The organism is Promicromonospora alba, assembly GCF_042654905.1.
In the GTDB taxonomy this organism is placed as follows: Bacteria; Actinomycetota; Actinomycetes; order Actinomycetales; family Cellulomonadaceae; genus Promicromonospora; species Promicromonospora alba.
In genome coordinates this window covers 1-24,157 of the sequence record NZ_JBHSFI010000003.1, presented here as the reverse complement: position 1 = coordinate 24,157, position 24,157 = coordinate 1, and the positions used below count along the sequence as shown (strand labels likewise).

General features: G+C 71.0%; 22 protein-coding genes. 16 read left to right on the top strand and 6 right to left on the bottom strand.

Going from position 1 to position 24,157, the window contains the following annotated elements; genetic code table 11:
• The first annotated feature begins 180 nt into the window (after nucleotides 1-180).
• From gap to ACFO6V_RS05335, 5 genes are all read left to right on the top strand, one after another.
• Nucleotides 181-1,185 carry a type I glyceraldehyde-3-phosphate dehydrogenase gene (gene gap, locus ACFO6V_RS05355; protein WP_357510309.1) on the top strand — a complete coding sequence of 335 codons (1,005 nt, stop codon included), beginning with the start codon at nucleotides 181-183 and terminating at the stop codon, nucleotides 1,183-1,185.
• Nucleotides 1,186-1,317: 132 nt separating this feature from the next.
• Nucleotides 1,318-2,517, top strand: a complete 1,200-nt coding sequence (locus tag ACFO6V_RS05350) for a phosphoglycerate kinase (protein ID WP_377133009.1) — start codon at nucleotides 1,318-1,320, stop codon at nucleotides 2,515-2,517.
• A gap of 66 nt (nucleotides 2,518-2,583) precedes the next feature.
• The gene (gene tpiA / locus ACFO6V_RS05345) at nucleotides 2,584-3,354 is read left to right on the top strand and encodes a triose-phosphate isomerase (RefSeq protein WP_377135154.1); all 771 of its coding nucleotides are present in this window, start codon (nucleotides 2,584-2,586) and stop codon (nucleotides 3,352-3,354) included.
• 347 nt (nucleotides 3,355-3,701) lie between these two features.
• A complete protein-coding gene (gene secG / locus ACFO6V_RS05340; protein WP_020014806.1) occupies nucleotides 3,702-3,944 on the top strand; it encodes a preprotein translocase subunit SecG in 243 nt (80 codons plus the stop codon).
• Between the two features lie 54 nt (nucleotides 3,945-3,998).
• Nucleotides 3,999-4,361 (top strand): RNA polymerase-binding protein RbpA, encoded by a 363-nt coding sequence (locus ACFO6V_RS05335; RefSeq protein WP_116675600.1) that lies wholly within the window; start codon nucleotides 3,999-4,001, stop codon nucleotides 4,359-4,361.
• Between the two features lie 123 nt (nucleotides 4,362-4,484).
• On the opposite strand, the gene pgl is transcribed toward ACFO6V_RS05335, so the two are convergent.
• The 5 genes from pgl to tkt are packed head-to-tail and all read right to left on the bottom strand — an operon-like array spanning nucleotide 4,485 to nucleotide 11,100.
• On the bottom strand, nucleotides 4,485-5,303 hold the full coding sequence (gene pgl / locus ACFO6V_RS05330) for a 6-phosphogluconolactonase (RefSeq protein ID WP_377133006.1): 819 nt from the start codon (nucleotides 5,301-5,303) through the stop codon (nucleotides 4,485-4,487).
• Nucleotides 5,303-6,232 carry a glucose-6-phosphate dehydrogenase assembly protein OpcA gene (gene opcA / locus ACFO6V_RS05325; RefSeq protein ID WP_377133004.1) on the bottom strand — a complete coding sequence of 310 codons (930 nt, stop codon included), beginning with the start codon at nucleotides 6,230-6,232 and terminating at the stop codon, nucleotides 5,303-5,305. The genes pgl and opcA overlap by 1 nt, the downstream gene beginning before the upstream one ends.
• Nucleotides 6,232-7,794 carry a glucose-6-phosphate dehydrogenase gene (gene zwf, locus ACFO6V_RS05320; RefSeq protein ID WP_377133002.1) on the bottom strand — a complete coding sequence of 521 codons (1,563 nt, stop codon included), beginning with the start codon at nucleotides 7,792-7,794 and terminating at the stop codon, nucleotides 6,232-6,234. The genes opcA and zwf overlap by 1 nt, the downstream gene beginning before the upstream one ends.
• Nucleotides 7,791-8,948 (bottom strand): transaldolase, encoded by a 1,158-nt coding sequence (gene tal / locus ACFO6V_RS05315; RefSeq protein ID WP_377133000.1) that lies wholly within the window; start codon nucleotides 8,946-8,948, stop codon nucleotides 7,791-7,793. The genes zwf and tal overlap by 4 nt, the downstream gene beginning before the upstream one ends.
• Nucleotides 8,949-8,994: 46 nt before the next feature.
• A complete protein-coding gene (gene tkt, locus ACFO6V_RS05310) occupies nucleotides 8,995-11,100 on the bottom strand; it encodes a transketolase (protein ID WP_377132998.1) in 2,106 nt (701 codons plus the stop codon).
• 338 nt (nucleotides 11,101-11,438) lie between these two features.
• On the opposite strand from tkt, the gene ACFO6V_RS05305 reads away from it, so the two are divergent.
• The 11 genes from ACFO6V_RS05305 (at nucleotide 11,439) to ACFO6V_RS05255 (ending at nucleotide 23,513) form a co-directional block, all read left to right on the top strand.
• The gene (locus ACFO6V_RS05305; protein ID WP_377132996.1) at nucleotides 11,439-12,434 is read left to right on the top strand and encodes a heme o synthase; all 996 of its coding nucleotides are present in this window, start codon (nucleotides 11,439-11,441) and stop codon (nucleotides 12,432-12,434) included.
• A 259-nt stretch (nucleotides 12,435-12,693) separates the two neighbouring features.
• The gene (locus ACFO6V_RS05300) at nucleotides 12,694-13,509 is read left to right on the top strand and encodes an HpcH/HpaI aldolase/citrate lyase family protein (protein WP_377135152.1); all 816 of its coding nucleotides are present in this window, start codon (nucleotides 12,694-12,696) and stop codon (nucleotides 13,507-13,509) included.
• Between the two features lie 104 nt (nucleotides 13,510-13,613).
• Nucleotides 13,614-14,570 (top strand): site-specific tyrosine recombinase XerD, encoded by a 957-nt coding sequence (gene xerD / locus ACFO6V_RS05295; RefSeq protein ID WP_377135150.1) that lies wholly within the window; start codon nucleotides 13,614-13,616, stop codon nucleotides 14,568-14,570.
• Nucleotides 14,571-14,776: 206 nt separating this feature from the next.
• On the top strand, nucleotides 14,777-15,592 hold the full coding sequence (locus ACFO6V_RS05290) for a ParA family protein (protein ID WP_357443545.1): 816 nt from the start codon (nucleotides 14,777-14,779) through the stop codon (nucleotides 15,590-15,592).
• Nucleotides 15,593-15,704: 112 nt separating this feature from the next.
• Nucleotides 15,705-16,724, top strand: a complete 1,020-nt coding sequence (locus ACFO6V_RS05285; RefSeq protein WP_377135147.1) for a segregation and condensation protein A — start codon at nucleotides 15,705-15,707, stop codon at nucleotides 16,722-16,724.
• Entirely contained in the window at nucleotides 16,721-17,380 is a 660-nt protein-coding gene (gene scpB, locus ACFO6V_RS05280; RefSeq protein WP_377132994.1) for an SMC-Scp complex subunit ScpB, read from the top strand. Before ACFO6V_RS05285 ends, scpB begins: the two co-directional genes overlap by 4 nt.
• 92 nt (nucleotides 17,381-17,472) lie before the next feature.
• Nucleotides 17,473-18,396 (top strand): pseudouridine synthase, encoded by a 924-nt coding sequence (locus ACFO6V_RS05275; protein ID WP_377132992.1) that lies wholly within the window; start codon nucleotides 17,473-17,475, stop codon nucleotides 18,394-18,396.
• An 86-nt stretch (nucleotides 18,397-18,482) separates the two neighbouring features.
• Nucleotides 18,483-19,202 (top strand): (d)CMP kinase, encoded by a 720-nt coding sequence (gene cmk / locus ACFO6V_RS05270; RefSeq protein ID WP_377132990.1) that lies wholly within the window; start codon nucleotides 18,483-18,485, stop codon nucleotides 19,200-19,202.
• 122 nt (nucleotides 19,203-19,324) lie between these two features.
• Nucleotides 19,325-20,884, top strand: a complete 1,560-nt coding sequence (gene der, locus ACFO6V_RS05265) for a ribosome biogenesis GTPase Der (RefSeq protein ID WP_377132988.1) — start codon at nucleotides 19,325-19,327, stop codon at nucleotides 20,882-20,884.
• A 173-nt stretch (nucleotides 20,885-21,057) separates the two neighbouring features.
• On the top strand, nucleotides 21,058-22,161 hold the full coding sequence (gene lgt / locus ACFO6V_RS05260) for a prolipoprotein diacylglyceryl transferase (protein ID WP_377132986.1): 1,104 nt from the start codon (nucleotides 21,058-21,060) through the stop codon (nucleotides 22,159-22,161).
• 107 nt (nucleotides 22,162-22,268) lie between these two features.
• Nucleotides 22,269-23,513, top strand: coding sequence for an MFS transporter (locus tag ACFO6V_RS05255; RefSeq protein WP_377132984.1), 1,245 nt, complete (start codon nucleotides 22,269-22,271; stop codon nucleotides 23,511-23,513).
• A 40-nt stretch (nucleotides 23,514-23,553) separates the two neighbouring features.
• Here ACFO6V_RS05255 and ACFO6V_RS05250 read toward each other — a convergent pair whose 3' ends face one another.
• Nucleotides 23,554-24,039 (bottom strand): HNH endonuclease signature motif containing protein, encoded by a 486-nt coding sequence (locus ACFO6V_RS05250; RefSeq protein WP_377132982.1) that lies wholly within the window; start codon nucleotides 24,037-24,039, stop codon nucleotides 23,554-23,556.
• Between the last annotated feature and the right edge of the window lie 118 nt (nucleotides 24,040-24,157).

The following is a 24,157-nucleotide window of genomic DNA, read 5'->3' as shown; positions in this document are numbered from 1 at the left end:
ATAGGCTCGAAATCGTCAGGTGACGACGCCGTGACCATCGCGTTTCCCGTTCGGGTCGTCGCGGGGTCGCGGCGCCCGGATCACCCTGCAACGCACGCTCCGTCGGGCATCGACGGCAGTGGCGACAGATACAAGGAAACGTGTGCGCCGGGACGGCCGGCGCCCCCTGAGGAGGGCATTGTGACCATCCGCGTCGGCATCAACGGCTTCGGCCGTATCGGCAGGAACTTCTACCGGGCTCTCGTCGAGTCGGGTGCAGACATCGAGGTTGTCGGGGTCAACGACCTGACCGACAACAAGACGCTCGCGCACCTGCTCAAGTACGACACCGTCCTGGGCCGCTTCGGCAAGTCTGTCGACTTCGACGACGAGAACATCATCGTGGACGGCAAGAAGATCCGCGCCCTCGCCGAGCGCAACCCCGCCGACCTCCCCTGGGGCGAGCTGGGTGCGGACATCGTCATCGAGTCCACGGGCTTCTTCACGGACGCCACCAAGGCGAAGGCGCACATCGACGCCGGCGCCAAGAAGGTCATCATCTCGGCCCCGGCCAAGAACGAGGACGCCACCTTCGTCATGGGCGTCAACAACGAGCTGTACGACCCGGCCGCGCACCACATCATCTCGAACGCGTCGTGCACCACGAACTGCCTCGCCCCGCTGGCGAAGGCGCTGAACGACTCGATCGGCATCGAGCGTGGCCTCATGACCACGATCCACGCCTACACGGGTGACCAGAACCTGCAGGACGGCCCGCACGGCGACCTGCGTCGCGCCCGCGCGGCCGCGCAGAACATCGTCCCGACGACGACGGGTGCGGCCAAGGCCGTCGCCCTGGTGCTGCCGGAGCTCAAGGGCAAGCTGGACGGCTACGCCCTGCGCGTGCCGGTCATCACCGGCTCGGCCACGGACCTGACCTTCGAGGCCTCGCGCGAGGTCACGATCGACGAGGTCAACGCCGCCGTCAAGGCTGCCGCCGAGGGCCCGCTCAAGGGTGTCCTGGAGTACGTCGAGGACGAGATCGTCTCCTCGGACATCGTGACCAACCCGCACCAGAGCATCTACGACTCGAAGCTCACCAAGGTGATCGGCAACCAGGTCAAGGTCGTCGCCTGGTACGACAACGAGTGGGGCTACTCGAACAGCCTCGTCAACCTCACTGTGTTCGTCGGCGAGAAGCTCTGACCTTCCTCGCCCCAGCGTGAACCCCGACGTCCGCGTGCGCATCGGCCAGCCGGCGCGCACGCGGACGTCGTCATGTCCCGGAACCCGACTGGCGACGCCCTGCATGCCGGTCCCTCGATCTGGAGTGCTCCTATGAAGACCATCGACTCCCTCGGCGACCTGCGCGGCAAGCGCGTCCTGGTTCGCTCAGACTTCAACGTGCCGCTCGACGGCACCACGATCACCGACGACGGCCGCATCCGCGCCGCCCTGCCGACGCTGAAGCGGCTGACGAACGCCGGCGCCCGCGTCGTCGTGCTGGCCCACCTCGGCCGCCCCAAGGGCACGCCGGACCCGCAGTACTCCCTCGCGCCCGTCGCCGCCCGCCTGGGTGAGCTGCTGGGCCAGGACGTCGCGCTCGCCGAGGACCTCGTCGGCGCGTCGGCGAAGGCCACGGTCGACGGCCTGGCCGACGGCCAGGTGGCCCTGCTGGAGAACGTCCGCTTCGACGCCCGCGAGACCTCCAAGGTCGACGCCGAGCGTGCCGAGCTCGCCGGTGAGCTCGCGCAGCTCGCGGACGCGTTCGTCTCCGACGGCTTCGGCGTCGTGCACCGCAAGCAGGCGTCGGTGTACGACGTCGCGCAGGTGCTGCCCGCCGCGGCCGGCGACCTGGTCCGATCCGAGGTCGAGTCGCTGTCGAAGGCGACCGGCGACCCCGAGCGGCCCTACGCCGTCGTGCTGGGCGGGTCCAAGGTGTCGGACAAGCTGGGCGTCATCGCGAACCTGCTGACCAAGGCGGACCGCCTGCTCATCGGCGGCGGCATGGTCTTCACCTTCCTCGCGGCCAAGGGCCTGTCGGTGGGCAACAGCCTGCTGGAGGACGACCAGATCGATGCCGTCAAGGGGTACATCGAGACCGCCGAGAAGAACGGCGTCGAGATCGTGCTGCCCGTCGACATCGTCGCGGCGGACTCGTTCGCCGCCGACGCGCCGCACCAGGTCGTCTCCGCGGACGCCATCCCGGACGGCACCATGGGCCTCGACATCGGCCCGGAGTCCGGCAAGCTGTTCGCCGCGAAGCTCGCCGACGCGAAGACCATCGCGTGGAACGGCCCCATGGGCGTCTTCGAGTTCGAGGCGTTCGCCGCTGGCACCACCGCGGTCGCGCAGGGCATCATCGACGCGACGTCCGACGGCGCGTTCTCCATCGTGGGTGGCGGCGACTCGGCAGCCGCCGTGCGCGCGCTCGGCTTCGACGAGGCCGGCTTCAGCCACATCTCGACCGGCGGCGGCGCGAGCCTCGAGCTGCTGGAGGGCAAGGAGCTCCCGGGCCTCACGGTCCTCGCCGACTGACCTGCCGTACCCCACAGAACTCAGAACGAAGGAAGATACGTGGCTACCACCACCCGCACGCCGCTCATGGCGGGCAACTGGAAGATGAACCTGGACCACCAGCAGGCGATCAGCACGGTCCAGAAGCTCTCCTGGGTCCTGAAGGACGCCAAGCACGACTACAACGCGGTCGAGGTGGCCGTGCTGCCGCCGTTCACCGATCTGCGGTCGGTGCAGACGCTCGTGGACGGCGACAAGCTCGAGCTCGTCTACGGCGCCCAGGACATCTCCAAGCACGAGTCGGGCGCCTTCACCGGTGAGGTCTCCGGCGCGATGCTCGCGAAGCTGGGCTGCACCTACGTGGCGATCGGGCACTCCGAGCGCCGCGAGCACCACGGCGAGTCCGACGACCTGATCAACGCCAAGGTGCGCGTCGCCTTCGCGCACGGCCTGACGCCGATCCTGTGCGTCGGCGAGGGTCTCGACGTCCGCAAGGCCGGCGACCAGGTCTCGTACACGCTCGCGCAGGTGGAGGCCGCGCTGGTCGACGTACCGGCCGAGCAGATCGCGAAGATCGTCATCGCCTACGAGCCCGTCTGGGCCATCGGCACGGGCGAGGTCGCCACGCCGGAGGACGCACAGGAGGTCTGCGGCGCCATCCGCCGCGTGCTCGGCGAGCTGTGCGACCCGGACATCGCCGACGGCGTCCGCGTGCTCTACGGCGGCTCGGTGAAGTCGGGCAACGTCGCGCAGATCATGGCGCAGCCCGACGTGGACGGCGCGCTCGTGGGCGGGGCAAGCCTCGACCCCGAGGAGTTCGCACGGATCGCCCGCTACCAGTCCCACGTCACGGCCTGAGACGGCTCTGCTGGTTGAGTCTGCTGGTCGAACCTGACCCCGCTGGTCGAGCTGACCACCGCTGGTCGAGCCTGTCGGGACCTCTCTCGGCAGGCTCGACCAGCAACCGCGCCGCACACCAGCGCCAGAGCGAATGACACGTGCCGTTCCGAGACACTCCCGCAACCTCGCTGATGTACTCTCGCTCGGGCGTGATGTTCCGGGTGTGACTCCTGCTCAGGGCTCTATGAGACCTCAAAGAGGTTCTGAACAGGGGGTTCGCACTGTGAGGTGCGTCTCGCTTACTCTTGACCGATCCGCCGCCGGGAAAACGCCCCGGCACCACCTACAACCGAGGACGTGAACCCGTGGACGCGCTCCGCATCATCCTGGAAGTCCTGCTGGTCCTGACCAGCGGCTTCCTCACCATGCTCATCCTGCTCCACAAGGGCAAGGGTGGCGGACTGTCCGACATGTTCGGTGGCGGTATCTCGATGGGCGCCGGTTCCTCCGGTGTCGCCGAGCGGAACCTCAATCGCATCACCATCGCCTTCGCCCTCGTGTGGGCAGTGGTGATCGTCCTGCTCGGGCTCATCCAGAAGGTCAGCTGAACCGGTCGCCAAGCGCCTAGCAGCTGACGGCCACACACAGAGGGGACGACAGACGTGGCATCAGGCGGTCATGCGATTCGGGGGAGCCGGGTAGGCGCCGGCCCTCTCGGGGAGACGGAGCGGGGCGACACTGCGCCACGTATCCGAGTTTCTTACTGGTGTGCCAACGGGCACGAGACGGCACCGAGCTTCTCGGTGGGCGAGGACGTAGAGGCCCCCGCCCAGTGGGACTGCCCGCGTTGTGGTTTCCCCGCGGGGATGGACCCGGTCAACCCGCCGTCGCCCGTGCGGAACGAGCCGTACAAGACGCACCTCGCCTACGTGAAGGAGCGCCGGTCCGAAGAGGACGGCGCCGCCCTCCTGGAGGAGGCGCTGGAGGCACTGCGGACCCGCCGTGGCGGCCGCGTAGCGCGCTAAGGCTTTTCAGCAGACGAACATCTGGCGAAGTAGAACTGTGGCGAGACAGAGCTGGAGCAGGACAGCCCATCGAGGTCGTCCCGCTCCAGCTCTGTCTCGCCACAGTTCTATCTCGCCGTAGTTCTACTTCGGCGTCGTGGTGGATGCCGCCGCGTCCAGGAGCCACAGCGTGCGCGCCTGGCCGACGGCGCCCGCCGCCGGCACCTCGGACACCGGGCCGTCGGCCAGCGCGGCGGCCACCTGCTCCGCCTTCTCGGCGCCCGCCGCGATGATCCACACCTCGCGGGCGGACCGGATCGCGTCGAACGTGAGCGAGACGCGCTCCGGCGGCGGCTTGGGCGAGGCGTGCACGCCCGTCGTCGTCCCCTGCGCGGCCAGGACCTCGTGGCCGGGGAACAGGGAGGCGACGTGCCCGTCGGGACCCATACCGAGCAGCAGGACGTCGAACGCGGGGACCGCGACGGTCCCTTCGCTCTGCTCGTCCGGGTGGTCGTCCGGACGATCGCCCGCGTGCTCGCGCAGGAGCTCGGCGTACGCCGCCGCGCCCTCCTCGGGCGTCGCCACCGACGTCGGCCCGGGCATGGGGTGGACGTTGGCGGCGGGGAGCCCGTGCTCGGCGACCAGGCCGTCGAGCAGGGCCTCCCGCGCCTGTGTCTCGTTACGGTCCGGGTCGCCGTCCGGCAGGAACCGCTCGTCGCCCCACCAGAGGTGGACGCCCGACCAGTCGACGGCCGGCACGAGCGGGCTCGCGGCCACTGCCGCGAGCGTCGCGATGCCTACCGAGCCACCCGTCAGCACGACGTGCACAGGGGAGCGGACCGACTGCACGTCGAGCACCCGCGTGAGCAGCCGAGCCGCCGCGGCCTGCGCGAGCACCTCCTTGTCGGGGTGCACGACGACGAGCCGCACCCCCGGCGCCTGCCTGGACGTCGACCCGGTCATCAGGCCGCCGTCCGCGTGGTGACCTGCTTGAGACCCCGGATGAGGGTCTCCTCGAAGATCTCGTCCGGGTCGAGCCGGCGCAGCTCCTCGATGAGGGCCTCGTTCAGCGCCCGGATCGGCAGCGCGATCCGCCGCGCGGGCTTGCCCGGCTGCGTGATCGTGACGGTGCGGCCGTCGGGCCGGTCCAGCACGATCGGCCCGCTCCTGCGCTCCAGGGTCACGCGCGTGATCGCGTCGTCGCTGCCGGTGCGCACCACCTCGGCCGGGCAGTTCAGCCGGGTCCCGAGCCAGGCGGCGAGCAGGTCGAGCGACGTGTGCCGCTTCTGCCCCTCGACCGTCACGGAGAGCACGGGCTCGAACGGCGGCTGCTCCACGGCGGCCGCGATGAGCGCCCGCCACAGCGTGACCCGCGCCCAGGCGAGGTCGGTGTCACCGGGTGCGTACGCCCCGGAGAGCGACTTGAGCAGGTCCGCGGGATTCTCCGCCGTGGTGCTGTCGATGATCCGGCGGGCCGCCATGGCGCCCACCGGGTCCTGCGACGGCACCGCGGGCGCCTCACGGGGCCACCAGGCCACGATCGGCGCGTCGGGCAGCAGGAGCGGCATCACGAGGGTGTCGGTCCGCTCCAGGAGCGGGCCGAAGGCGTGCAGCACCACCACCTCGGAGGCGCCCGCGTCACCGCCCACCCGGATCTGGGCGTCGAGCCGGGCGTCGGAACCGGGCTTCGACGGCGCGACGACGATGACCCGGCACGGGTGCTCCCGGCTCGCGTCGTTCGCGGCCTCCACCGACTCCTCGACGTCTTGCTCGTCGGCCAGCACCACGAGGGTGAGCACGCGGCCGAGGGCCACCGCGCCGCCCTCGTCGCGCAGGCGGACCAGACGCTTGTTGATCAGGTTGGTCGTGGTATCCGGCATGTCGATGATCATCAGGGACGCCTCCAGGTCCTGCCGTCGCGCTCCATCATGGCGTCGGCCGACGCCGGGCCCCACGTGCCCGACGCGTACGGCTCGGGCTTGCCCTTGCGCGCCCAGTACGACGTGATCGGGTCGAGGATCTTCCAGGAGAGCTCGACCTCCTCGCGCGTCGGGAAGAGCGGCGGGTCGCCGAGCAGCACGTCCAGGATGAGCCGCTCGTAGGCCTCGGGGGAGGACTCGGTGAACGAGTGCCCGTACCCGAAGTCCATGGTCACGTCGCGCACCTGCATGGCGGTGCCCGGCACCTTGGCGCCGAACCGCATGGTGACGCCCTCGTCGGGCTGCACGCGGATGACCAGCGCGTTGTTGCCGAGCTCCGACGTCAGGGACGTCTCGAACGGCAGGTGCGGGGCCTTCTTGAACACCACAGCCACCTCGGTGACGCGGCGGCCCAGACGCTTGCCGTGGCGCAGGTAGAACGGGACGCCCGCCCAGCGGCGGTTGTCGACGTCGACCCGGACCGCCGCGAAGGTCTCCGTGGTGGAGTCCTTCGCGATGCCGTCCTCCTCGAGGAAGCCGGGCACCTGGTCGCCACCCTGCCAGCCGGCCTCGTACTGGCCGCGGGCGGTGTGCTTGCCGAGGTCACGCGGCAGGCGCACGGAGGAGAGCACCTTGATCTTCTCGGCACGCAGCTCGGCGGCGTCGAAGTTGACCGGCTCCTCCATCGCCACGAGGGCCAGGAGCTGGATCAGGTGGTTCTGGATGACGTCGCGCGCGGCGCCGATCCCGTCGTAGTACCCCGCGCGGCCACCGATGCCGATGTCCTCGGCCATGGTGATCTGCACGTGGTCCACGTAGTTCGAGTTCCAGATGGGCTCGAACATCGTGTTCGCGAAACGCAGCGCCAGCAGGTTCTGGACGGTCTCCTTGCCCAGGTAGTGGTCGATGCGGAACACCGACTCCGGGTCGAAGACCTTCGAGACCACGGCGTCGAGCTCCTTGGCGCTCGCCAGGTCGTGCCCGAACGGCTTCTCGATGACCACCCGGCGCCACGCGTCGACACCGTCGCCGTCGGCGTCGTTGTCGGGGTGCGACAGCCCGTGCTTCGAGAGCTGCTCGCACACCACGGGGAACGCCGAGGGCGGGACCGACAGGTAGAACGCGTGGTTGCCGCCCGTGCCGCGCTCCCTGTCGAGCGTCTCGACGGTCTCGCGAAGACGCTCGAAGGCGGCGTCGTCGTCGAACGAGCCCTGCACGAAGCGGATGCCCTCGGCCAGCTGGCGCCACGTCGCCTCCCGGAACGGGGTGCGGGCGTGCTCCTTTACGGCGTCGTGCACCACCTGTGCGAAGTCCTGGTCCTCCCACTCGCGCCGGGCGAAGCCCGTGAGGGCGAAGCCCGGCGGCAGGAGGCCACGGTTGGCGAGGTCGTAGACGGCGGGCATGAGCTTCTTGCGCGCCAGGTCACCCGTCACGCCGAAGATCACCAGGCCGCTCGGCCCCGCGATGCGCGGCAGCCGCAGGTCGAGGGGGTCGCGCAGGGGGTTGATCCCCTGCGCGATCTTCGCCGGCCTCACCGGTCGCCGGCCCCTGCACCGGCGAGACCGGTCTTGGTGGTCGTCAGGAGCTCGTCCCAGCTGACCTCGAACTTCGTCACGCCCTCGTCCTCCAGCTGTGCGGTTACCTCGTCGACGGAGATGCCCTGCGCCTCGATCGCCGCGATGACCGCGGCGGCCTGCTCGCCCGAACCGGTGACGGTGTCGGCGAGCACGATGCCGTGGTCGGCGAACGCGTCGAGCGTCTTCTCGGGCATGGTGTTGACCACGCCCGCCACGACGAGCTCGTCCACGTACATCGTGTCGCGGTAGCTCGGGTCCTTCACACCGGTCGACGCCCACAGCGGACGCTGCGGCTGGGCGCCGGCGGCCTTGAGCGCCGCCCAGCGGTCGGAGGAGAAGACCTCCTCGTAGGCCGCGAAGGCCAGGCGGGCGTTCGCGATGGCGGCCTGGCCGCGCAGCGCGAGCGCCTCCTCGGTGCCGATCGCGTTCAGGCGCTTGTCGATCTCGGCGTCCACGCGGGACACGAAGAACGACGCGACCGAGCCGATGACGGACAGGTCGTGGCCCGCCTCCTTGGCCTGCTCGAGACCGGCCAGGAACGCGTCCATCACTGCCCGGTAGCGATCGATCGAGAAGATCAGCGTCACGTTCACGCTGATCCCCTTGGCCAGGGTGGACGTGATCGCCGGCAGACCCTCGACCGTGGCCGGGATCTTGATCATCACGTTCGGCCGGTCGACGGTCTCCCACAGCCGGACTGCGGTGGCCTCCGTCGCCGCCGTGTCGCGGGCCAGCCGCGGGTCCACCTCGATGGACACGCGGCCGTCCACGGCACCGGTGGCGTCGTAGACGGGACGCAGCAGGTCTGCCGCGTCGCGGACGTCGTCGGTGGTGATGCGCTCCACCGCCGCCTCGACGTCACCGTTGTTCGGCGGCCCGGCCAGCTCGGCCAGGATGCCGTCGTACGCGTCGCCCTGCGCGAGGGCGGCGGCGAAGATCGTCGGGTTGGTCGTGACCCCGACGACGTTCTTGGTGCTGATGAGCTCGGCGAGGTTGCCGGTCCGCAGGCGCTCACGGGACAGGTCGTCCAGCCAGATGGCGACACCCGCCTCGGACAGCCGCTGGGTGGGACTGACGTTCTCGTCTGTGCTGTCTGTCGTGCTGTCGGTCATCATGCCCTTCCTCTTGTGTCCGTGTGATTCGGTGTGATCGCGTGGCTCAGGAGGCCGCGGCGATCGACTCCTTGGCGGCCAGGGCGACAGCCTCCGCCGTGATGCCGTACTCGGCGTAGAGCTTCTTGTAGTCGGCCGAGGCGCCGTAGTGCTCGAGCGAGACGATGCGGCCGGCGTCGCCGACCACCTCGCGCCAGCCCTGCGCCACGCCTGCCTCGACGGAGACACGTGCCTTCACACCGGACGGGATGACCGACTCGCGGTAGGAGTCGTCCTGCTTGTCGAACCACTCGCGCGAGGGCATGGAGACGACGCGGGCCTGCACGCCCTCGGCGGCGAGGATCGCGCGCGCCTCGACGGCGAGCTGCACCTCGGAGCCGGTGCCCACGAGGACGACGTCGGGCGTGCCGTCGGTGTCCAGGAGGGTGTAGCCGCCCTTGAGGGTGCCCTCGGCCGAGGCGTAGCCCTCGGTGCCGCGCGGGTAGGTGGGCACGTTCTGGCGGGTCAGCACGATGCCCGCCGGGTTGTCCCGGTTCTCGAGGATGCCGCGCCAGGCCCAGGCGGTCTCGTTCGCGTCCGCCGGGCGGACGACGTCGAGGTTCGGGATGGCCCGCAGCGCCGCGAGGTGCTCGACCGGCTGGTGGGTCGGGCCGTCCTCGCCGAGGCCGATCGAGTCGTGCGTCCAGACGAACGTGGTGGGGATGCCCATCAGCGCCGCCAGGCGGACCGAGGCACGCATGTAGTCGGCGAACTGCAGGAACGTCCCGCCGTAGGGGCGGGTCAGGCCGTGCAGCACGATGCCGTTGAGGATCGAGCCCATGCCGTGCTCGCGGATGCCGAAGTGCAGCGTGCGGCCGTACGGGTCGCCCGGGAACTTCTTGGTCGCGTGCTCGGCGGGCACGAAGGACGGCACGCCGTCCATCGTCGTGTTGTTGGAGCCGGCGAGGTCGGCGGAGCCGCCCCACAGCTCGGGCAGCACGTCCGCCAGGGCGGAGAGCACCTTGCCCGACGCCGCACGGGTCGCGACGCCCTTCTCGCTCGCCTCGAACTGGGGCAGCGAGGCGGTCCAGCCCTCGGGCAGCTCGTGGGCGCGCAGGCGTGCCAGCAGGGCGGCCTGCTCCGGGTTGGCTTCCTTCCAGGTGGCGAAGGCGGACTCCCACGCCTCGCGCTGGGTGGCCTGGCGCTGCGCGACGGAGCGCGTGTAGGACAGGACCTCGGAGTCGATCGCGAACGTCGCCTCGGGGTCGAGACCGAGCGCGGACTTGAGGCCCTTGATCTCGTCGGCGCCCATGGCCGAGCCGTGGATGCCACCCGTGTTCTGCTTGGTGGGCGCGGGCCAGCCGATGATCGTGCGCAGCGCGATGATCGAGGGCTTGCCGGTCTCCGCCTTGGCGGCGTCGAGCGCGGCGGCCAGCGCGTCGGTGTCCTCCGCGTAGCCCTCGCCGCCCGAGGTCCAGTCCACGCGCTGGGTGTGCCAGCCGTAGGCCTCGTACCGCTTGAGGACGTCCTCGGTGAACGCGATGTTGGTGTCGTCCTCGATCGAGATCTTGTTGTCGTCCCAGATCAGGATCAGGTTGCCGAGCTGCTGGTGGCCCGCGAGCGACGAGGCCTCGGAGGTCACGCCCTCCTGCAGGTCGCCGTCGGACGCGATGACGTACACGTGGTGGTCGAACGGCGACTCACCAGGGGCAGCGGCGGGGTCGAGCAGGCCGCGCTCGCGGCGGGAGGCCATCGCCATGCCGACGGCGGACGCGAGGCCCTGGCCCAGCGGGCCGGTCGTGATCTCGACGCCGGCGGTGTGGCGGTACTCCGGGTGGCCGGGGGTCTTGGAGCCCCAGGTGCGCAGAGCGGCGATGTCGTCCATCTCGAGGCCGTAGCCGGCGAGGAAGAGCTGGAGGTAGATCGTCAGCGACGAGTGGCCGGCGCTCAGCACGAACCGGTCGCGGCCCAGCCAGTCGGGGTCGGACGGGTCGTGGCGCATGGCCTTCTGGAACAGGAGGTAGGCGGCCGGTGCGAGCGAGATCGCGGTTCCGGGATGTCCGTTGCCCACCTTCTCGACGGCGTCCGCAGCCAGTGCCTTGATGGCCTTGACCGCTCGCTCGTCGAGCTCCGACCACTCCAAGGGCTTCAGCACGGGGTCGAAAGCGTTCACGAGTCCTCTTTCTCTCCGCCGCCGACCCTGGCCCTGCCCGGAGAGCGGACGGGCCGGAGAGCCGCGCAGCGTGCGTGCGGCGGCGGCGGGATGCCGGCCGCCCTTCGTTCGATTGCGAAATCAACCCTATACGCGCACCCCAGCACCCGCGCAGGCCTGTCCACGTCCTGTGGATCACAGGACCGGGGACAAATCTCACACGGCCGTCCGGGAATGCGGTGCGCGGCCACGTCAGGCCGCGACGTACGATGGGCACGCACCCGTGAGGCGACGCTGCCAGCAGCAGCACCACCAGGTGCGTTATCGATCTTCAGACTCCGAACGGAACTGCGACGCGCGTGAGAACGAGCCACACGACGACCGGCCAGACCGCGCGTCCCCAGACATCTGGCACCGAGCAGTCCGGGATCGAGCAGCCCGCCGCCGACGTCGGGCCGCGTCCCGGAGGATGGTTCCTGAGCCGGGCCGGCGCGTACGTCGCGCTGACCAAGCCGCGCGTGATCGAGCTGCTGCTCGTGACGACCGTGCCGACCATGATCCTGGCGAACGACGGCATGCCGAGCTTCTGGCTGATCCTCACCACCCTCATCGGCGGCGCCGGCGCCGCCGGGAGCGCCAACGCGTTCAACATGTGGTGGGACCGGGACATCGACCAGGTCATGAACCGGACCAAGAAGCGTCCGATGGCCACCGGCGAGATCACGCCACGTGCGGGCCTGGTGTTCGCCTCGATCCTCGGCCTGCTGTCGCTGACGTGGTTCGCGCTGGTCATCAACTGGGCGGCGATGTGGCTCACGCTGGCCGCGATCGCCATCTACGTCGTCGGCTACACGATGATCCTCAAGCGCCGCACCCCGCAGAACATCGTGTGGGGCGGCATCGCGGGCTGCATGCCCGTCTTCATCGGCTGGGCGTCGGTGACCGGCGAGCTGAGCTGGGCCGCGCTGGCGTTGTTCGGCATCATCTTCTTCTGGACGCCGCCGCACTACTGGCCGCTGTCGATCAAGTTCAAGAAGGACTACGCGAACGCGAACGTCCCGATGCTGCCGGTCGTCAGCGACGACAAGCGCGTGGCCGCCGAGATGGTGGGCTACACGCTCGCGATGATCGCCTGCTCGCTCCTGCTGACGCCGCTCGCGGGCATGTCGTGGGTGTACACCGCGGTGGCCGCGGCGCTCGGCGCGTGGTTCCTCTGGGCGACCATCGCGATGCTGCGCAGGGCGCAGGGCAAGGCGAGCGGCAAGCTGGGCGCCATGAAGGTGTTCCACGCGTCGATCACGTACCTGTCGCTGCTCTTCGTGGCCGTCGCGGTGGACGTCTTCCTGCCGTTCTGACACTGCTTTGTCCGCTGCTTTGTCAAGGCGGTCTTCTGTTCATATTGTTCGCACCCATGTAGTGGTTCATGATTCGGCCCGTGTCGGTGTCCGCGCCTAGGCTGAGGGTGTGACCGAGACCCCAGCCGACCGAACCACCACCCTTGCCGATCAGTCTGCCCAGCAGTCCGGGAGCTACTCCGCGGGCCTGCCGACGTCGTCCTCCGCAGTTGCCGAGGTCGACCTCGCTCCCCGCCGGGCGGCCCGCGAGAAGTCCCGCGTGGCCCCCGACTACGCGCGTGCCTGGCTCCTGCTGTCAGCGATGCGGACCGAGCTCTTCGACAAGGCGCAGCTCTCCCGGGCGGACCAGGTGATCCTCGACTGCGAGGACGCCATCGACGACTCGTTGAAGGACGAGGCGCGCGAGAACGTCATCCGGTGGATCAAGAACGGTGGCAGCGCCTGGGTCCGGATCAACGACCGCCAGGCGTCGTCGTGGGCGGATGACGTCGCGCACCTGCGCGGCCTCGAGGGGCTCAACGGCGTCATGCTCGCCAAGACGGAGAGCGCCGACGACGTCATCGACACCGCGCAGCGCCTCGGCGGCGACGTGCCGGTCATCCCGCTCGTGGAGTCGGCCCTCGGCATCGAGGAGGCCGTCAACATCGCCCGGGCCCGCGGCGCGTTCCGCCTCGCGTTCGGCTCGGGCGACTACCGCCGCGACACCGGCACCGCCAACGAGCCCATGGCCATGGCGTACCCGCGCACGCGTCTCGTGGTCGCCAGCCGTATCGGCGGCCTGCCCGGCCCCGTCGACGGCCCCACGGTCGGTTCGTCGCACGCGCTGCTCCGCGAGCAGTCCGCCGACGCCGTCATCCTCGGTATGACCGGCAAGCTCTGCCTGGACTTCGAGCAGCCGGCGGTCATCAACGAGTCGTTCGCGCCGACGTCGTCGGACGTGGCCTGGGCCGTCGACTTCTTCGCCGAGTTCGAGGCAGCGGGCTCCGTGATCCGCGACGGCAGCGACAAGCCGCGCCTCGCCCGCGCGCAGGTGATCCGCTCGCGCGCCGAGCTGTTCGGGATCAACCCCGCCTGACCGACGCTCGCGAGCGATCTCGCACAGTGGTCACCCGGCGTGGCCTGCCCGAACGGGCAGGCCACGCTCGGCATGATGGGGCGGTGTCAACCGCCCAGGCCCACCTGCAGACCTTCCGTGAGCCCGCACCGGCTCCGGACGTCAGCGCCCGGCTCGACCGCGCCCTGCGGGACTACCTCGCGCACCTGAGCGTGGAGCGCGGCCTCTCGGCCAACACCGTCGCCGCCTACCGCCGCGACCTCGTGCGCTACCTGGCGTTCCTCGCGACGTCCGGCCGGCCCGGCCTCGGCGAGGTCACGGAGGCCGACGTCACCAGCTTCGTGGAGGCGGTGCGCCAGGGGACCGACGGCGGACGCCCGCTGTCGCCGTCGTCCACCGCGCGTGCCCTGGCCGCCGTGCGGGGCTGGCACCGGTTCGCGCAGGCCGAGGGCATGGCAGTGGGGGACCCGTCCGCCGAGGTGCGCGCACCCACCCAGCTGCGCCGGCTGCCGCACGCGCTGTCCGTCGACGACGTCGCCGCCCTGCTCGACGCCGCGGGCGCCGGCGAGGGCCCGCTGCCCCTGCGCGACCGGGCGCTGCTCGAGCTGCTGTACGCGACGGGCGCCCGGATCTCCGAGATCGTCGGGCTCGACGTCGACGGCGTCAGCGACCGGACCTCCGTCCGGCTGCTCGGCAAGGGCGCGAAGGAGCGCGCGGTGCCCGTCGGCTCGTTCGCGCGGGACGCGCTCGAGGGCTACCTGGTCCGGTCGCGCCCGGCGCTGGCCGCCGCGGGCCGCGGCACGCCCGCCCTGTTCCTCAACACGCGCGGCGCCCGGATGTCGCGGCAGACCGCGTGGGCCGCGCTGCAGGCAGCCGCGGCGCGCGCGGGCCTCAAGGAGCACGTGTCGCCGCACACGCTGCGGCACTCGTTCGCGACCCACCTCCTGTCGGGCGGGGCGGACGTTCGGGTGGTCCAGGAGCTGCTGGGGCACGCGTCGGTCACGACGACGCAGATCTACACGATGGTCACCCCGGACGCGCTGCGCGAGGTCTACGCGGCGGCGCACCCCCGGGCCCGTTAGTCGCACCCGGTAACGGGCCTGACTGCCGAAGGACGCCACGCCGAGGCTTTCGCGGAGCGGCGCCCACACTCTGGTATAGCGTGGCGGGCGTGAGCGAGGCACCCAGCCAGGAGGGAGCGAACACGATGACCGACATTCTTCTCGGCAAGACGGTCGTCGGCGCACCCACGGACCCGGAGATCGTGCGCGACGTCGTCGGACGCGCCATGCCGGAGCTGCCGGAGCCGGCACCGCTGACGAGTCACGGTCCGGCGCGCATCATCGCGATGTGCAACCAGAAGGGCGGGGTCGGCAAGACGACCACCACCATCAACCTCGGCGCGTGCCTCGCGGAGTATGGCCGCAAGGTGCTCCTGGTGGACTTCGACCCGCAGGGCGCCGCGTCGGTAGGCATCGGCGTCAACCCGCACGAGCTCGACCTCACCGTCTACAACCTGCTCATGGAGCGGGACGTGGACATCAACGACGTGATCATCTCGTCGGGGATCGAGAACCTCGACGTGCTGCCGGCGAACATCGACCTGTCCGCCGCGGAGGTACAGCTCGTGGGTGAGGTCGCCCGTGAGTCCGTGCTGTCCCGCGCGCTGCGTCCGGTGCTCGACGACTACGACGTGATCCTCATCGACTGCCAGCCGAGCCTCGGCCTGCTCACCGTGAACGCGCTGACCGCGGCGCACGGCGTGCTGATCCCGCTGGAGTGCGAGTTCTTCGCGCTGCGCGGCGTCGCGCTGCTGGTGGAGACCATCGAGAAGGTGCGGGACCGGCTCAACCCCGCCCTGGAGATCGACGGTATCCTCCCCACCATGTACGACTCGCGCACCCTGCACTCCCGCGAGGTGGTGGCGCGCGTGTACGAGGCCTTCGGCGACACGCTGCTGCACTCGATCATCGGGCGCACCGTGAAGTTCCCGGACGCCACGGTCGCCGCCGAACCGATCACCGACTACGCGCCGGGACACCCGGGCGCTGCCGCGTACCGCCAGCTCGCCCGGGAGCTCGTGGCCCGTGGCGACGCTGCCTGAGGCGGAGGTGGCGCGGAGTGTGGGGGTCGAGGTACGAGACACCCGGACGGAGCAGAACCGCAGCCTCAGGCAGCAGACGATAGAGCCTGACGTGGCGGTGACGCAGGAAGCGGTGGAGTCCGGCGTCCTCGAGGCGGAGGCTGACGTCGCTGCCGCGCCGGACGCCGTCGTCGCAGAACCGGACCAGGCTCCCGTCGACGACCGCCGCAGCTCCCGGACGTTCCAGGTCCACCTGCACAACTTCGAGGGCCCGTTCGACCTGCTGCTCTCGCTGATCGCGAAGCACAAGATGGACGTCACCGAGGTGGCGCTCGCCGTCGTGACCGACGAGTTCGTCGCGCACATCCGCGAGGCGGAGCGGGCCTCCCGTGAGGCCGCCGCGCGCGGCGAGGAGCACGCGTCCTGGGACCTCGGCGTGGCCAGCGAGTTCCTCGTGATCGCCGCCACGCTGCTCGACCTCAAGGCCGCCCGCCTGCTGCCCGGCGTCATCGACGAGGACGCGGAGGACCTCGAGCTCCTCGAGGCCCGCGACCTGCTGTTCGCGAGGCTCCTGCAGTACCGGGCGTACAAGGAGGTCTCGAAGGTCATCGCGGAGCAGATGGCGTCGGCCGGACGCCGCGTGCCGCGCCTGGCGCCGCTCGAGCCGCACCTCGCGGCGATCCTGCCCGAGCTGGTCTGGGACACGACGGGGGAGCAGCTCGCCGAGCTGGCCGCCCGGGTGCTCGCCCCGAAGCCGCCACCCGTGGTGGGCCTGGCCCACCTGCACGGCTCCGCGGTGAGCGTGCGCGAGGAGGCCGGCGTCATCGTGCAGCGCCTGCGCGCCGAGCACTCGCTGACCTTCCGGTCGCTGACGGCGGGTACGGAGCGCCTCGTGACGGTCGCCCGGTTCCTGGCGCTGCTGGAGCTGTTCCGCGACTCCCTGGTCGCGTTCGAGCAGATCAGCCCGCTGGGAGAGCTCACCGTGCGCTGGACCGCCGGGCCGGACGACGGCGAGAAGTACCTCGATCCGCAGGCGGGACCGAGCGAGTTCGACGAGGGTGACCTGGTGGTGGAGGAGCCGGCCGGCCCTGAACAAGCCGGCCCTGAACGAGCAGAGACCGCGGAGCCCGGAACGGAGGCGACAACAGCATGACCGTCGAAGAACAGGCCCCGGAGGCCGTGCAGGTGGACGCCCCGGCCGAGGGCTCGACGCAGGACGAGCTGGCCTTCGTCGACGTGCACACGCTCCCGGGCGGCGCGCATGCGGCGGTCGAGGCGGTGCTCATGGTGGCCGACGCGCCGATCGGCGCGGACCGCATCGCCGCGGCGCTGAACCTGCCGCAGCACGAGACCGACGACATCCTGCACGAGCTGGCCGACGAGTACGCGGGCCATCTCGGCTCCCGTCCGCGCGGGTTCGAGCTGCGCCGGACCGTGGACGGCTGGCGCATCTACTCGTCGGCGGCGCACGCGGACCCCGTCGGACGCTTCGTGCTCGACGGCCAGTCGTCGAAGCTGAGCCAGGCCGCGCTGGAGACGCTGGCGGTCGTCGCCTACCGCCAGCCGGTGACGCGTGGCCAGGTCAGCGCGGTGCGCGGGGTCAACGTGGACGGCGTCGTGCGGACGCTGCTGACCCGCGGACTGATCGCCGAGATCGGCCAGGATCCGAGCTCGGGTGCGGTTCTCTTCGGAACCACGGGATACTTCTTGGAGCGGATGGACTTCTCGTCGCTCGACGAGCTGCCTCCGCTGGCTCCGCACCTGCCCGACCTCGACACGTTCGAGGGCCTCGACGGGCTGGACTCCTAGTTGGATTTCCAGCTTGGATTCCTAGCTTGGATTCTTGGTCCGATCCGCAGGCAGGTCGCAGTGCCCTTCCCGACTCACCGAGAGACGTAAACATGAGCAACGAACGCCGCGGCGGGAGCCGCCGCGAATCCAGTGGTGGCCAGCAGCCGCGCCGATCCGACCACTCCGGCCACGCCGGCAAGGGCGGCAAGAACTTCCGGGGCGGCAGCTCGGCCAAGAGCCGCGCGCAGGCGAACGCGCCGCGCCGCAGGCCCGCGCAGCCCGTCGAACAGGGCCGCGACGTCCACGTCGAGGGCGGCGTGCGGCTGCAGAAGGTGCTCGCGCAGGCCGGGCTCGGGTCCCGCCGGGCGAGCGAGGAGCTCATCGCGAACGGCCGCGTCGAGGTGGACGGCCAGATCGTCACCGAGCTGGGTGTGCGGGTCGACCCCGCCACCGCCGTCATCCACGTGGACGGGCTCCGGATCCAGCTGGACCAGACCAAGGTGACCATCGCGCTGAACAAGCCGCTGGGCGTGGTCTCCACGATGGACGACCCCAAGGGCCGGCCGACCGTCGCGGACCTCATCAAGAACCGCGAGGAACGGCTCTTCCACGTCGGCCGGCTCGACGCCGACAGCGAGGGCCTGCTGCTCCTGACGAACGACGGCGAGCTCGCCAACCGCCTGTCCCACCCGAAGTACAAGATCGCGAAGACGTACCTCGTGACCGTCGAGGGCGAGATCTACCCGCGTGTCGGGCGTGAGCTCCTCAAGGGCATCGAGCTCGACGACGGCATCGCCAAGATGGACGCGGTGCAGGTGATCCAGCAGATCGACGGCTACGCGATGCTGGAGGTCGTGCTGCACGAGGGACGCAACCGGATCGTGCGCCGGATGTTCCAGGCTGTCGGACACCCGGTGACGCGCCTCGTGCGCACCCGGATCGGCCCGATCCCCCTCGGCGACCTGAAGTCCGGCCGCACCCGCGTTCTGGGCCGTACGGAGCTGGGCACCCTGATGGGTGCCGTAGACCTGTAACCTCGACCGCTGAGTGCTGGGTATCTGTGCCCTGGTACGCACTCCGGCAGCAAATACCCAGCACTCAACGGAAAGCGAGCGGGACTGTGACCAGCCCTGTTGTTGTGGCGATCGACGGGCCGTCCGGGTCCGGCAAGTCGAGCGTGTCGAAGGCGGTCGCCGCACGGCTCGGTCTGGCCTACCTCGACACGGGGGCCATGTACCGGGCGGCCACGGTGTGGAGCATGGAGACGGCAGACCTGGACGACGCCGCGTCGGTCGCCACGGCGGTCCGCGCGATGCCGCTGGTCATGGGCCTGGACCCGGCCGCGCCCGGCGTCGAGCTGGACGGGCGGGACGTCGCCGTGACCATCCGCACCACCGAGGTCACGACCGCCGTCTCGAAGGTGGCGTCCAACCTCGACGTGCGGGCCGAGCTCAAGCGGCTCCAGCGCGAGATCATCGACCAGGAGTCCAGCGCGGCTGACGCGGTGTTCTCGGGCGGCCGGGGGATCGTGGCCGAGGGCCGCGACATCACCACGGTCGTCGCGCCCGACGCCGACGTCCGCGTGCTGCTCACCGCCTCCGAGGAGGCGCGCCTGCGCCGCCGGTCGCTGGAGGTGCACGGCGCGGCCGACGCCACAGCGGTCGACGCGACACGCGACCAGGTGCTGCGCCGCGACCGGGACGACGCGAAGGTCACGCAGTTCCACGTCGCGGCCGACGGCGTGGCGACCGTCGACTCCAGCGACCTCGACTTCGAGCAGACGGTCGACGCCGTGCTCGCCGTCGTCGCGCAGGCCGAGGCTGCGACCAGCAGGGCCTGACGGGCAGGGCCGGACCGGGCAGGGCCTGACCGGCAGGGCCGGCGGTTCGTGGCCGGCGGGAGCGACGCAGGTCATATGGCCGCGAGTCGGCCGGAGCGCGTCAGGCCTGCGACAATGAGGGTATGACCCACGACCCCTCTGCATCGGAGGCTGCTGCGCTGGACGCGACGGCCCGAGATGATGCTGCCCTGGACGCGGCCGCCTCGGCCGCACCCGACCTCGATCTCGCCGACGCCCTCGCCGAGACCGAGGACGACGTCGCGCGCGAGCGTGCGCTGCGCGTCGGCCTCGAGGAGTTCGAGCTCGACGAGTCGGACCAGGCGCTGCTCGACTCCGAGTGGAGCGACGAGCAGGCCGAGGCGGAGCAGGCGCTGCCCGTGCTGGCCGTCGTCGGGCGTCCGAACGTCGGCAAGTCGACGCTGGTCAACCGCATCCTCGGCCGCCGTGAGGCAGTGGTGGCCGACAAGCCGGGCGTGACGCGCGACCGCGTGTCCTACCCGGCCGAGTGGGCCGGTCGCCCGTTCATGCTCGTCGACACGGGCGGCTGGGAGGTCGACGTCGCCGGCATCGAGTCCAAGGTCGCCGAGCAGGCCGAGGTGGCGATCTCCCTCGCCGACGCCGTGGTGTTCGTCGTCGACGCCACGGTCGGCGCCACCGCCACCGACGAGCGCGTGGTGGAGCTGCTGCGCCGCTCCGGCAAGCCGGTGGTGCTGTGCGCCAACAAGGTCGACGGCGCCTCGGGCGAGGCGGACGCCACGTACCTGTGGGCGCTGGGCCTGGGGGAGCCGCACCCGGTCTCCGCCCTGCACGGCCGCGGTACGGGCGACCTGCTCGACGCCGCCGTCAAGGCCCTGCCGACGACGTCGGAGCACGGCACCGTGCGGCCCGCCGGCCCGCGCCGCGTGGCGCTCGTCGGGCGGCCGAACGTCGGCAAGTCCTCGCTGCTGAACAAGATCGCCGGCGCCGAGCGGGTGGTGGTCGACGAGGTCGCCGGCACCACGCGCGACCCGGTCGACGAGCTCATCGAGCTGCGCGGCATCCCGTACTGGTTCGTGGACACCGCCGGCATCCGCCGCCGCGTGCACCAGACCAAGGGCGCGGACTTCTACGCCTCGCTGCGCACGCAGGCCGCCATCGAGAAGGCGGAGATCGGCGTCGTCCTGGTGGACGCGTCCGCCCCGCTGACCGAGCAGGACATCCGCGTGATCCAGCAGGTCGTGGACGCGGGCCGTGCGCTCGTCATCGCGTACAACAAGTGGGACCTCATGGACGAGGACCGCCGCCCCTTCCTCGAGCGCGAGATCGAGAAGGAGCTGGTGCAGATCACCTGGGCGCCGCGCGTCAACCTGTCGGCCCGCACCGGCTGGCACAGCGAGCGGCTGGTCCCGGCGATCGAGCGTTCGCTCGCGTCCTGGGACCGGCGCGTCCCGACGGGCAAGCTCAACGCGTTCCTCGGCGAGCTCGTGGCCGCGCACCCGCACCCGCTGCGCGGCGGAAAGCAGTCGCGCATCCTGTTCGCGACGCAGGCCTCGACCCGCCCGCCGCGGTTCGTCATCTTCGCCACCGGGTTCATCGAGGCGGGCTACCGCCGCTTCATCGAGCGCCGCCTGCGCGAGACGTTCGGTTTCGAGGGCACGCCGATCGAGATCTCGGTGCGGGTCCGGGAGAAGCGCAAGCGCTGAGCCCGCTGGCTCGGCTGCAGGCTAGCTCCGCTGCAAACTAGCTCCGCCGCGACCCAGCGATTCGGTCCGGAAGCCACGCGACTTCCGGGCCGAATCGCTGGGTCGCGGCGGAGTTTTTTGTGCGCGCCGAGTTCGATGCCCACGATGTCGGTCAGTCGCGGTACCTTCGGGTCGTGCTTCCGGCCAGTATCCCCAGCCCCGATCCGGTGTGGTCCCAGATCCACCTGGGTCCGCTCACCATCCATACCTACGCCCTGTGTCTGCTGGCCGGCATCGCCGCCGCCGCGTACATCACGGACCGGCGTCTCCGCGCACGCGGTGCCGCCCCCGGGCTCGCCCTCGACATCGCGATGTGGGCGGTGCCCATCGGCATCGTCGGCGCCCGGATCTACCACGTGCTCACCCACCTCGGGGACTTCACCGGTCCCGGTGTCGACCCGTGGGCCTGGGTCCGGATCTGGGAGGGCGGCAACGCCCTGTTCGGGTCGCTCCTCGGCGGCGCCGTCGGCGTCTGGATCGGCTGCCGCCTGACGGGCCTGCGGTTCTGGTCGTTCGCCGACGCCCTGGCACCCGGCCTGCTCGCCGCCCAGGCGATCGGACGGCTGGGCAACTACGTGAACCAGGAGCTGTTCGGCCTGCCGACCACGCTGCCCTGGGGCCTGGAGATCCGGTCGGACGCGCCGATGTTCCCGGTCGGGACTCCAGAGGGCACGCTGTTCCACCCGCTGTTCCTGTACGAGATGATCTGGAACCTCATCGGGATCGCGCTGCTGCTCGCCATCGAGCGGCGGGTGGTCCGCCGGAACGAGGCACTGCTGGCGGACGGCGGCACGCCCGGCGCCGGTCTGCGCTGGGGCCGCATGTTCGGCCTGTACCTGGTCTGGTACGGCCTCGGCCGTAGCTGGCTTGAGGCGATCCGCATCGACCCGACGAGCGACGCTCCGCTGGGTGTTCCCGCGAACATCTGGACGTCGGGGGTGGCGATCCTCCTGGGTATCGCGATCGTTGTGGTGCAGGGCCGGCGTCACCCAGAGCCCGAGCCTTCGGTGTACCAGCCGGGGCGGGAGCCCGAGGACGAGGACGCCGAGACCGAGCCTGAGAAGGGCACCGAGCCGGAGAAGGGCACCGAGCCCGCAGGCTCGGCCGACGACGACGGTTCGGCGAGCGCCGCCTCCGGCGACGCGACGTCCGAGGGCGCAGACTCGAAGAGCATCGCCTCCGAGAACGCAGCCACCGCCGAGCCTGCCGAGGCGAACGGCTCCTCCGACAGCAAGTAGCCCGCAGCTTCTCCTGTCGTGACCCCCGTGGGGCTGTGACGTGCCTGTGCGCACGCTCACAGCCCCACGGGTTGTTCCACCCGGCGCGCATTACGGAGGATGAGGGCATGCCACCTTCGCGCCCTGGGGACACCTCTGCCTCGTTCCCGCTGTCCGTGGGACGGCGCACCTGGTGGCCGGTCGCCGCCGTGCTCCTGGCCGTGGCCTGGGGCGGCAACGAGTTCACCCCGCTGCTCGTGATGTACCGCGAGCAGGGCGACATGGGGCCCGTCACCGTCGACGCGCTCCTCGCCGTCTACGTGTTCGGCCTCGTTCCCGCGCTGCTGCTGGGCGGGCCGCTGTCCGACAGGTTCGGCCGCCGCCCGCTCCTGCTGCCCGCGGCGCCGCTCTCGGCGCTCGGGTCGCTCGTCCTCGCGCTGGACCCGGCGAGCCCCGTCGTGCTCTCCATCGGCCGTCTGCTCTGCGGCGTCGCGCTCGGGCTGGCCATGGCGGTGGGTTCCACCTGGCTCACGGAGCTCAGCGCCGCCACCGGCGAGCGCGCCGCCGGGCCACGTCGCGGATCGCTCTCCCTGACCGCGGGATTCCTCTCCGGGGCCGGCATCGCCGCCATGCTCGCGCAGTTCGCCCCCTGGCCCACGCTCCTGTCGTACGTGCTGCACGCGGCCGGATCTCTGCTCGCCGGCCTGGTGCTGCTCCGCGTCCCGGAGACCCGCCAGCGCCTCCCGCGCGACGAGCGGGCCCCGCTGCTCGACGACCTGCGCATCACCGCCGTCCGGCACCCCAGGTTCCTGCGGGTGGTCGTGCCCCTCGCACCCTGGGTGTTCGGCTGCGCCGGATGCGCGTTCGCGGTGCTGCCGAGCCTGCTCACCGACCAGGTCGGCGGCTTCCCGATCGCCTTCGCGGGCGTCATGGCCATCCTCGCGCTGGGCTGCGCCATCGGCATCCAGGCGGTGGCCCGCCGGATCGACACGCCGTCGTCGGCCCGTGCCTCGATCGTGGCGCTGACCATCGTCGGTGCCGGGATGGCGCTCGCCGGCTGGGCGTCCACCGCGCTGTCGCTGCCGATCGGCGTGGTGGCGGCAGTGGTCCTCGGAACCGGCTACGGACTCGCGCTCGTTGCCGGGCTGAGCGAGGTCGCACGGATCGCCGGGCCGGGCCAGCTCGCGGGCCTGACCGCCGTGTTCTACTCGCTGACCTACATCGGGTTCTTCGTCCCGATGGCGCTCGCCTGGCTGCGCGACACCTGGACCTACGGCGAGATGTTCGGCTTCGGCACGGTCGCGGTCGCCTTGTGCCTGACGATCGTGGCGGTCTCCTCGCGCACGGCGCTCCCGGACCCGCTTCGGCGTTAGGGCCTGATGGTGTGCTGGTCCCGCCGCCGCGACCCGTAGGTCAGGCGACTTCGGGTGGGGCTTCGATGGGTTCGGGGAGGCGGATGCGGTGCCCGCGGGCGTCGGTGAACGCCCACCCTGTTTCGAGCAGGGCGCCGGCCGTGGTGTCGGCGGGCTTGCCGGTCCAGTGCATGGTGATGCCGCGGGTGTCGACGAGCTGGTGGTGGTACCAGCACAGCAACGCACTGTTCGTCACCGAGGTGTTGCCACCGTCGGCCCAGTGGGTCAGGGCGTGGTGGACCTCGCATCGTGACGGTGGTTGGTCACAGCCCGGGTAGACGCAGTGCTGGTCTCTTGCGATGACGGCGCGGCGCATCTGCCCCGACACCGTGCGCTGCGCACGTCCGACGTCCAGGACGGCGCCGTCGGGTCCGAACACGATCCGGGTGACCGCGCTGTGGCACGCCAGGCGGCGGATCAGCGCTCGTGGGGCACGGCCGCCGGTCTCGGTGAACACCGGGCCACCGGAGGACAAGAACCCGGACACCGTCATATCCGTTGCACTCCAGGTACCCGGGCCTCCACCCGGACCTCCTATCTGACTTCCGGTCGGGCTTCCGTTCGGGCGTCCGTTCGGACTTCCGTTCGGGCATTCGGCCGTTGGG

What these genes read in the sequence shown, in the direction of transcription:
- ACFO6V_RS05350 (WP_377133009.1), top strand. Translation starts at nt 1,318, where the DNA reads ATGAAGACCATCGACTCCCTCGGCGACCTGCGCGGCAAGCGCGTCCTG.
- tpiA (WP_377135154.1), top strand. Translation starts at nt 2,584, where the DNA reads ATGGCGGGCAACTGGAAGATGAACCTGGACCACCAGCAGGCGATCAGC.
- pgl (WP_377133006.1), bottom strand. Translation starts at nt 5,303, where the DNA reads ATGACCGGGTCGACGTCCAGGCAGGCGCCGGGGGTGCGGCTCGTCGTC.
- opcA (WP_377133004.1), bottom strand. Translation starts at nt 6,232, where the DNA reads ATGATCATCGACATGCCGGATACCACGACCAACCTGATCAACAAGCGT.
- tal (WP_377133000.1), bottom strand. Translation starts at nt 8,948, where the DNA reads ATGACCGACAGCACGACAGACAGCACAGACGAGAACGTCAGTCCCACC.
- ACFO6V_RS05290 (WP_357443545.1), top strand. Translation starts at nt 14,777, where the DNA reads ATGCCGGAGCTGCCGGAGCCGGCACCGCTGACGAGTCACGGTCCGGCG.
- scpB (WP_377132994.1), top strand. Translation starts at nt 16,721, where the DNA reads ATGACCGTCGAAGAACAGGCCCCGGAGGCCGTGCAGGTGGACGCCCCG.
- ACFO6V_RS05275 (WP_377132992.1), top strand. Translation starts at nt 17,473, where the DNA reads ATGAGCAACGAACGCCGCGGCGGGAGCCGCCGCGAATCCAGTGGTGGC.
- der (WP_377132988.1), top strand. Translation starts at nt 19,325, where the DNA reads ATGACCCACGACCCCTCTGCATCGGAGGCTGCTGCGCTGGACGCGACG.
- ACFO6V_RS05255 (WP_377132984.1), top strand. Translation starts at nt 22,269, where the DNA reads ATGCCACCTTCGCGCCCTGGGGACACCTCTGCCTCGTTCCCGCTGTCC.